Origin of the sequence: Micromonospora sp. NPDC051296 (genome assembly GCF_040682255.1) — a bacterium.
Taxonomy (GTDB): Bacteria; Actinomycetota; Actinomycetes; order Mycobacteriales; family Micromonosporaceae; genus Micromonospora; species Micromonospora craterilacus.
Map to the genome: position 1 here is coordinate 1 of NZ_JBFBAO010000288.1, position 9,137 is coordinate 9,137.

7 protein-coding genes and 1 pseudogene are annotated in these 9,137 nt (G+C 71.7%); 6 read left to right on the forward strand and 2 right to left on the reverse strand.

Annotated elements, in window-relative coordinates:
- The first annotated feature begins 233 nt into the window (after window positions 1–233).
- The gene (locus AB0M52_RS25095; RefSeq protein ID WP_363958252.1) at window positions 234–572 is read left to right on the forward strand and encodes a metalloregulator ArsR/SmtB family transcription factor; all 339 of its coding nucleotides are present in this window, start codon (window positions 234–236) and stop codon (window positions 570–572) included.
- A gap of 50 nt (window positions 573–622) precedes the next feature.
- Window positions 623–901, forward strand: a pseudogene (locus AB0M52_RS25100) (SulP family inorganic anion transporter); the annotation flags it as partial.
- Between the two features lie 49 nt (window positions 902–950).
- Here the strand turns inward: AB0M52_RS25100 and ilvD are convergent.
- The gene (ilvD, locus tag AB0M52_RS25105; protein ID WP_363958255.1) at window positions 951–2,798 is read right to left on the reverse strand and encodes a dihydroxy-acid dehydratase; all 1,848 of its coding nucleotides are present in this window, start codon (window positions 2,796–2,798) and stop codon (window positions 951–953) included.
- A 709-nt stretch (window positions 2,799–3,507) separates the two neighbouring features.
- Window positions 3,508–3,723, reverse strand: a complete 216-nt coding sequence (locus tag AB0M52_RS25110) for a hypothetical protein (protein WP_363958267.1) — start codon at window positions 3,721–3,723, stop codon at window positions 3,508–3,510.
- On the opposite strand from AB0M52_RS25110, the gene AB0M52_RS25115 reads away from it, so the two are divergent.
- From AB0M52_RS25115 to ilvC, 4 genes are all read left to right on the forward strand, one after another.
- Window positions 3,680–5,269, forward strand: a complete 1,590-nt coding sequence (locus tag AB0M52_RS25115; RefSeq protein ID WP_363958270.1) for a bifunctional diguanylate cyclase/phosphodiesterase — start codon at window positions 3,680–3,682, stop codon at window positions 5,267–5,269. The two genes, AB0M52_RS25110 and AB0M52_RS25115, sit on opposite strands and share 44 nt — an antisense overlap.
- Before the next feature lie 236 nt (window positions 5,270–5,505).
- Entirely contained in the window at window positions 5,506–7,380 is a 1,875-nt protein-coding gene (locus AB0M52_RS25120; protein WP_363958258.1) for an acetolactate synthase large subunit, read from the forward strand.
- Window positions 7,381–7,896: an acetolactate synthase small subunit gene (ilvN, locus tag AB0M52_RS25125; protein ID WP_363958261.1), complete on the forward strand. Its 516-nt coding sequence runs from the start codon at window positions 7,381–7,383 to the stop codon at window positions 7,894–7,896.
- A gap of 83 nt (window positions 7,897–7,979) precedes the next feature.
- Window positions 7,980–8,993: a ketol-acid reductoisomerase gene (gene ilvC / locus AB0M52_RS25130; protein ID WP_363958264.1), complete on the forward strand. Its 1,014-nt coding sequence runs from the start codon at window positions 7,980–7,982 to the stop codon at window positions 8,991–8,993.
- Window positions 8,994–9,137 lie beyond the last annotated feature (144 nt).

Below are 9,137 nucleotides of genomic sequence, written 5' to 3' on the forward strand. Positions count from 1 at the left end.
GGCAGAACGCCCTCCATACGATGTGGAAGCTGGAGGCACTTCGGAAGAGCCTCGGCGACCGGCCACTGATCGTCAGCTGCGTCAACGACTGAAAGGAGGGGCCCCTTCTTAACGCCTCCGGTAGAGGAAGGGGCCCCTCTTAACATCGGCAGGTTCTTGAATTGAAGAATCCTGCAAGTGCTAAGTCGTCAAGGTGCTGCCGGGGTGGCGGCGGCGGGAAGGAGGGACGAGGCGTGTCCGTACCGCTGTACCAGGCGAAGGCGGAGCTGTTCCGCACCCTTGGGCATCCCGTCCGCATCCGGGTGCTGGAGCTGCTTCAGGAGGGCCCCAAACCGGTACGCGACCTGCTCTTCGCCATCGACGTCGAGGCGTCGAACCTCTCCCAGCAGCTCGCCGTCCTGCGCCGGGCCGGCATGGTCACCTCGTACCGCGACGGCTCCCTGGTGATGTACGCGCTCAGCACTCCCGACGTTGCCGACCTGCTGGCCGCCGGGCGGCGGATCCTCGGCGCGGTGCTCACCGACCGGGACGCCCTCCTCGACGAACTGCGCGCCAGCGGACGGGAGGGGTGAGCGGCAGCCAGGCTCCGCTCGCCGACACCACCCGGTCGGCTGTGACCACCATCGGGCGCCGCATCGTCGACCTGCTGCCCGGCCGCGCCGACTGGCATCCGGTACGCCGCGCGCCCCGCCGGGACCTCGTCGCCGGGCTCACCGTGGCCATCGTCGCGCTGCCGCTGGCCCTCGCCTTCGGCGTCACCTCGGGGCTCGGCGCGGAAGCCGGCCTGGTTACCGCGGTGGTCGCCGGTGCGGTGGCGGCCGTCTTCGGCGGATCAAACCTCCAGGTCTCCGGCCCGACCGGCGCGATGACCGTGGTCCTGGTGCCGATCGTGCAGCAGTACTGAACCTGTCCCAGGCCCACGGCATGCCGCTAATAAGGGGCGCTTCCTTTCACTCCGGCACGCGGCGGTAGGCGCCGTCGCTGGCCGAGGTGGCCATCGAGGCGTACGCGCGCAGCGCGGCGGAGACCGGGCGCTGCCGGTCGACCGGGGTGTACGGGCGGTCCCGCTTCTCCTGCGCGACCCGCCGGGCGTCCAGCACGTCGGCCGGCACGTTCAGCTCGATCGACCGGTTCGGGATGTCGATGACGATCTCGTCGCCGGGCTCGACCAGCGCGATCAGCCCACCGGAGGCCGCCTCGGGGGAGACGTGCCCGATGGACAGCCCCGAGGTGCCGCCGGAGAACCGGCCGTCGGTGAGCAGCGCGCAGGCCCGGCCCAGCCCCCGGCCCTTGAGGAACGAGGTGGGGTAGAGCATCTCCTGCATGCCGGGGCCACCCTTCGGGCCCTCGTAGCGGATCACCACCACGTCCCCGGCGACGACCTCCTTGGCCAGGATCGCGGTGACCGCGTCGTCCTGTGACTCGTACACCTTGGCCGGGCCGCGGAAGGTCAGGCACTCCTCGGGCACCCCGGCGGTCTTCACCACGCAGCCGTCCGGCGCGAGGTTGCCGGCGAGGATGGCCAGCCCGCCGTCGGCGCTGTACGCGTGTTCGCGGTCCCGCACGCAACCACCGGCGGCGTCGGTGTCCAGCGACGACCAGCGGTTGCTGGTGGAGAACGGCTCGGTGGTACGCACTCCGCCCGGCGCGGCGTGGAACAGTTCGACCGCCTCCGGGGTGGCCGACCCGCCGCGCACGTCCCAGTCCGCGAGCCAGCGCTCCAGCGAGGGGGAGTGCACCGCGTGCACGTCCCGGTGCAGCAGGCCGGCGCGGTCCAGTTCGCCGAGGATGGCCGGGATGCCGCCGGCCCGGTGCACGTCCTCCATGTGGTACTGCGGCGAGTTCGGGGCGACCTTCGCCAGGCACGGCACCCGGCGGGAGATCGCGTCGATGTCGGCCACGGTGAAGTCCAGCTCGGCCTCGCGGGCGGCGGCCAGCAGGTGCAGGATCGTATTCGTCGACCCGCCCATCGCCACGTCCAGCGCGACGGCGTTCTCGAACGCCGCCCGGGACGCCACCATCCTCGGCAGCACCGAGGCGTCGTCGTGGTCGTACCACCGCTTGGCGATCTCCACGGCGGTGCGGCCGGCCTCGACGAACAGCGACCGGCGCGCGGCGTGGGTGGCCAGCGTCGAGCCGTTGCCCGGCAGCGCCAGCCCGATCGCCTCGGTGAGGCAGTTCATCGAGTTCGCGGTGAACATGCCGGAGCAGGAGCCGCAGGTGGGGCAGGCGGAGCGTTCGATGGCGTCGAGCTGGTCGTCGCTGACCGCCTCGTTCGAGGAGGCGATCATCGCGTCGATCAGATCGATCTTGGAGTGGACGACGCCCTCGATCGCCACCGTCTTGCCGGCCTCCATCGGGCCGCCGGAGACGAACACGGTCGGGATGTTCAGCCGCAGTGCGGCCAGCAGCATCCCCGGCGTGATCTTGTCGCAGTTGGAGATGCAGACCAGCACGTCCGCGCAGTGTGCGTTGACCATGTATTCCACCGCGTCGGCGATCAGCTCCCGGCTGGGCAGGGAGTAGAGCATGCCGCCGTGGCCCATGGCGATGCCGTCGTCGACCGCGATGGTGTTGAACTCCCGGCCCACCCCGCCGGCCTCGGCCACCGCGTCGGCGACCAGGCCGCCGAGGTCCTTGAGGTGTACGTGGCCCGGGACGAACTGGGTGAAACTGTTCGCGATGGCGACGATCGGCTTGCCGAAGTCGTCGTCGGTCATCCCGGTGGCCCGCCACAGGGCCCGGGCGCCGGCCATCGTCCGGCCGTGCGTGGAGGTCTTCGACCGCAGCTCAGGCATGCGTACCAGTCTTGCACCGGCGACCCGGCACCGGACAGGTGCGCGCACCGTGTCCCAACAGATGCACACCCGATCCCCACGGCGAGCGCGCATCCGGCAAAGTTGAGGGCGTGCACACACCCCCGGGCATGATCGGCGCCGCGGTGCTGAGCGCGCTGGTCGCCCTCGTGGCCGGTGTGCTGCTGGCCGCTGCCGCCCGGAACCGGGTCGGCCCGCATCGCCAGGCGTACGCGCTGCTCGCCGTCGCCGGAGCGGTCGCCGTGCTGACCCTGCTGGCCGGGGTGGCCGTCGTGCTGGGTGCCGGCGGGCACTGGGCACACGAGCAGTCGCAGCGCACCGGTTGGGCGACGCTGGTCGCGCTCGGCACGGCGGTGAGCGGGCTGCTCTTCTGTGTCGGCCTGCTCCGGATGCCCGGGGTGGCCGGCTCGGCCGGCTCGGCCGCCCGGCTCACCCTGGACGGCGTGATCGTCGGCACGGCGCTCTGGTTCGTCGGCTGGGTGCTGTTCTCCGAGCCGACCCGGCTGCTCGGCGACGCCACCCCGACGGCCTGCCCGGCGATCCTGCTCGCCTCGGTCAGCGCGGCACTGAGTACCGGCCTCGCCGCGATCATGGTCTTCCGCACCCCGCCGCCCCGGCGCTGCCTCGCCGTGCTGGCCACCGGCATCACTGTGGCGACCTGTGGTGGGCTCGCCGTCGCGGCCGGGCTCTGTCAGGCCGGCCCCGGCGCGACCTTGATCGCCGCGGTGGTGCTCGCGGTGGGCCTGCTGACCGTCGCGGTGGCCGTCCACCGGATCGACCCGCCCGGCCAGGTCGCCATCGACCTGATCCGTCGCGACGGCGAGTACGCGTTCGTCCCGATGCTCGCCATGGCCACCTCGGCGATGTACCACCTCCTCCAGGACGGCCGGTTCGACGCGCTGGGCATCGTCGCCGGCAGCGTCGAGGGTTTCGCCCTGGTGGCCCGGCAGTACCTCAGCCTGCACGAGGTCCGGGCCTACGCCCGCCGGCTCGCCGAACGGGAGGCGCACTTCCGGCAGCTCGCGCACACCGACGCGCTCACCGGCCTGGCCAACCGGCGGGCCCTGTTGCAGGCCCTGCACCGCTACGCCGAGGCCGGCACCCCCTGCGTCCTGCTCGGCCTCGACCTCGACGGCTTCAAGAACGTCAACGACATGCGCGGCCACGACGTCGGTGACGCGGTGCTGGCCGAGTTCGGCCAGCGGCTGCGGGGCAACCTGCGCCCCGGCGACCTCGCCGCCCGCCTCGGCGGGGACGAGTTCGCGGTGCTCATGCACGGCGGCCCGATCGAGGCGGGGGTGGTCGCCGAGCGGCTGCTGGGCGTGCTCGGCCGCTCCTACGCGCAGCCCGAAGGGCCGGTCTTCCTCTCGGTCAGCATCGGCCTGGCGGGCTGGGCCAGCGAGCCCGACGTCGAGCTGTTGCTGCGCCACGCGGATCTCGCGCTGCGCTACGCGAAGCAGCGTGGCAAGAACCGGATCGAGCGGTACGACGGCGCGTACGACCGACTGCTGCGCCGGCGTACCACGCTGGAGCACGAGCTGCGCGGCGCGATCGAACGCGACGAGCTGCGGTTGGTCTTCCAGCCGGTGGCCTCGCTGCCGTCGGTGCGCCCGGTCGGCGCAGAGGCGCTGCTCCGCTGGCACCACCCCGCGCTGGGCAACGTCCGCCCGGACGAGTTCATCCCCCTCGCCGAGGAGTGCGGGATGATCGCGAAGCTCGGCGCGTGGGTGCTGCACCAGGCCTGTCACCAGCTGTCCCGCTGGCTGGCCGAGGGGCACGACGTCTGGGTGTCGGTCAACGTCTCCCCGCGTGAGCTGCACGCCCCCGAGTACGTGGTGCAGGTCGCCGAGGCGCTGCGCGCCCACAACGTGCCGCCGCAGCGGTTGGTGCTGGAGGTCACCGAGCACGCGGTCGCCACCGACCTCGACGAGCTGATCCGGCGGCTGACCGCGCTGCGGCTGACCGGCGTACGGATCGCTCTGGACGACTTCGGCGCCGGCTACTCGTCGCTGGGGCAGCTGCGCCGGCTCCCGATCGACATTCTTAAGATCGACCACAGCCTGGTGGCCGAGCACGAGCCGGTCCGGCCGGTCGGGCGCGACGGCCCGGCCTTCGCCCCGATGGTGGACATCGTCATGCGGCTGGGTCATCAGCTCGGCCTGGAGGTCATCGCCGAGGGGGTCACCACGCCCACCGAGTTGGCCGCGGTGGTGGCCGCCGGCTGCCGGTTCGGTCAGGGTGCGTTGTTCGGCTGGGGCGTACCGGCCGAGCATCTGGAGGCGATGCTGGAGGCGGCGTCCTCTCCGGGCGCCCGGCCGGCCCGCCCGGCACCGGAGGACGCCCCGGCTGCGCCCCCGCCCCGGTCACCCGTCCCACTCTCCGGTCAGGGCGTTCCCGAGCACGTCACGCCGGGTGCGGCCGGCGTGCCGGAAACGGCGCGCCGAGAACCGTGAACCAAAATGTGGGATCAGTTGACTCATCGCGTGAGATGCGTCAGGCTTGAGCCCATGTCGTCGTACCGGTCGCTGCGAGTACTTACCTGAGCGCACTCTCCCTGACTGAGAGTGCGCTGGCCCCGTGCATCTGGCACGAGGGCCCTTTTTCTTGCCGTCGAACCCATCGGATGCCGGCTTCCGCCCGCGTTCCACATGTGAGCAGCCCCACCCACTCCAGCCGAAGGCCAACCGCCATGACGAGACCCACGCCAGAGACCCTCGCCCATTCCGTGCGGCGGGCCCGCAACGCCGCCGACGCCCCGGGCGACGCCGACCACACCCGCGCCGCCGCCACGCCGGCCGTCCCGGCGGTACGCCCCGCCTCGGCCCAGGTCTCGGGCGCCGGCTCGCTCGTGCGCTCCCTGGAGGCGCTCGGCGTCGACGTCGTCTTCGGCATCCCGGGTGGCGCGATCCTGCCCGCGTACGACCCGCTCTACGATTCGACCGTCCGGCACATCCTGGTCCGCCACGAGCAGGGCGCCGGCCACGCGGCCACCGGATACGCCCAGGCCACCGGCCGGGTCGGGGTTTGCATCGCCACCTCCGGCCCGGGCGCGACGAACCTGGTCACCCCGATCGCCGACGCGTACATGGACTCGGTGCCGCTGGTGGCGATCACCGGCCAGGTCGCCCGGCCCGCGATCGGCACCGACGCCTTCCAGGAGGCGGATATCCAGGGCATCACGCTGCCGATCACCAAGCACAACTTCCTGGTGCAGGACGCCAGCGAGATCCCGCGGGTGCTGGCCGAGGCGTTCCACCTGGCCTCGACCGGACGGCCCGGCCCGGTCCTGGTGGACATCCCGAAGGACGTCCTCCAGGCGCCGACCACCTTCGCCTGGCCACCCACCCTGGATCTGCCCGGCTACCGACCCACCCTGCACCCGCACGGCAAGCAGATCCGCGAGGCGGCGCGGCTGATGAGCGGCGCCCGGCGCCCGGTGCTCTACGTCGGCGGCGGCGTGCTCAAGGCCGGTGCCACCGAGGGCCTGCGTCGGCTGGCCGAGCTGACCGGCATCCCGGTGGTGACCACGCTGATGGCGTTGGGCGCGTTCCCCGACTCGCACCGGCAGCACCTGGGCATGCCCGGCATGCACGGCACCGTCGCCGCGGTCTACGGCCTGCAGAAGGCCGACCTGATCGTGGCGCTCGGCGCCCGGTTCGACGACCGGGTCACCGGCAAGCTGGACTCGTTCGCCCCGGACGCCACCGTGGTGCACGCCGACATCGACCCGGCCGAGATCGGCAAGAACCGGCACGCGGACGTGCCGATCGTCGGCGACGCCCGGCACGTCATCGACGAACTGCTCGCGGCGGTCACCGCCGAGCAGGCGGCCGGGCGCGGCGCCGATCTCGCCGACTGGTGGGCCCAGCTCGACGACCTGCGCGAGCGGTACCCGCTGGGCTACGAGGAGCCGGCCGACGGCACCCTCTCCCCGCAGTACGTGATCAAGCGGCTGGGCGAGATCGCCGGGTCGGACGCGATCTACGTGGCCGGCGTCGGCCAGCACCAGATGTGGGCCTCCCAGTTCATCTCGTACGAGAAGCCGCAGACCTGGCTGAACTCCGGCGGCCTCGGCACCATGGGCTACGCGGTGCCGGCGGCGATGGGCGCCAAGGTCGGCAAGCCCGACACGGTGGTCTGGGCGATCGACGGCGACGGCTGCTTCCAGATGACCAACCAGGAGTTGGCCACCTGCGCGCTGGAGGGCATCCCGGTCAAGATCGCCGTGATCAACAACGGCAACCTCGGCATGGTCCGCCAGTGGCAGACCCTGTTCTACGGCGAGCGCTACTCCAACACCGACCTGGGCACCCACAAGCACCGCATCCCGGACTTCGTCAAGCTCGCCGAGGCGCTCGGCTGCGTCGGCCTGCGCTGCGAGACCGCTGAGGACGTGGACCGGACCATCGAGGCGGCGATGGCCATCAACGACGCGCCGGTGGTCATCGACTTCGTGGTCGGCAAGGACGCCATGGTCTGGCCGATGGTCGCCGCCGGCACCAGCAACGACGAGATCATGTTCGCCCGCGGCGTCCGCCCGGCCTTCGACGAGGATGAAATCTAAATGACCATGCACACGCTGAGCGTTCTGGTGGAGAACAAGCCGGGCGTCCTGGCCCGGGTCTCCGGGCTGTTCTCCCGGCGCGGCTTCAACATCGACAGTCTCGCCGTTGGCGAGACCGAGAATCCGGACGTCTCGCGGATCACGATCGTGGTCAACGCCGAGTCCTCCCCGCTGGAACAGGTCACCAAGCAGCTCAACAAGCTGGTGAACGTGCTCAAGATCGTCGAGCTGGATTCGTCGGTCTCGGTCGCCCGCGAGTTGCTGCTGGTCAAGGTGCGCGCCGACCGCAACGCCCGCGCCCAGGTCCTGGAGACGGTAAACCTGTTCCGCGCCCGGGTGGTCGACGTGGCCGCCGACACCCTCACCATCGAGGCGACCGGCACCCCGGACAAGCTCGACGCGTTGCTGCGCGACCTCGAGCCCTTCGGCATCAAGGAAATGGTCCAGTCGGGCCTGGTGGCGATCGGGCGTGGCTCCCGCGCCATCACCGCCGGCCCGGCCCTGCGGGCCGCCTGATTCACCTGTTGGCCGGCCCGTGCCGGCCGCCTGAACCAACGAGCAACGACGGGCCGAAACGGCCGCCGTACGAAAGGGAAGTCATGAGCGTTGAGGTGTACTACGACGACAACGCCGACCTGAGCCTGATCCAGGCGAAGAAGGTCGCCGTGATCGGGTACGGCAGCCAGGGCCACGCCCACGCGCTGTCGCTGCGCGACTCCGGGGTCGACGTGGTGATCGGCCTGCCGGAGGGCTCGAAGAGCCGGGCGAAGGCCGAGGAGCAGGGCCTGCGGGTGCTCACCCCGGCCGAGGCGTCCGCCGAGGCCGACGTGATCATGGTGCTGGCGCCGGACACCGCCCAGCGCAAGATCTACGCCGAGTCGATCGCGCCGAACCTCAGCGCGGGCAAGGCGCTGTTCTTCGGGCACGGCTTCAACATCCGGTACGGGCTGATCAAGCCGCCGGCCGAGGTGGACGTGGCCATGGTCGCCCCGAAGGGCCCCGGCCACCTGGTCCGCCGGCAGTACGTCGACGGCAAGGGCGTGCCCTGCCTGGTCGCCGTCGAGCAGGACGCCAGCGGAGCGGCCTTCGCGCTGGCGCTGTCGTACGCCAAGGGCATCGGGGGCACCCGGGCCGGCGCGATCCGGACCACCTTCACCGAGGAGACCGAGACCGACCTCTTCGGCGAGCAGGCGGTGCTCTGCGGCGGCGCGGCGGCGCTGGTGCAGACCGGCTTCGAGGTGCTCACCGAGGCCGGCTACGCCCCCGAGGTGGCCTACTTCGAGTGCCTGCACGAGCTGAAGCTCATCGTCGACCTGATGTACGAGGGCGGCATCGCCCGGATGCGCTACAGCGTCTCCGACACGGCCGAGTACGGCGACCTCTCCCGGGGCCCGCGGGTAATCGACAGCCGGGTCAAGGAGGAGATGCGCAAGATCCTCGGCGAGATCCAGTCCGGCGAGTTCGCCCGCGAGTGGGTGGCCGAGGACGAGGCCGGGCGGCCGAACTTCAACAAGTGGCGGGCCGAGGGCGCGGCGCACCCGATCGAGGAGACCGGCGCGAAGCTGCGCGGCATGATGAGCTGGGTCGACCGGCCGATCACCGAGACCGCCTGACCGGAGCGGACCCGCCTGGCGGGTTCGCCACCGCGGGCCCGCGACCCGACCGGCCGGATGCCGGTTACGGCGGTGACGGTGACCAGGACGGTGATGTCGGTGCCCGAGTTCGTGATGAACGCCTTCGAGCCGTTGATCACCCAC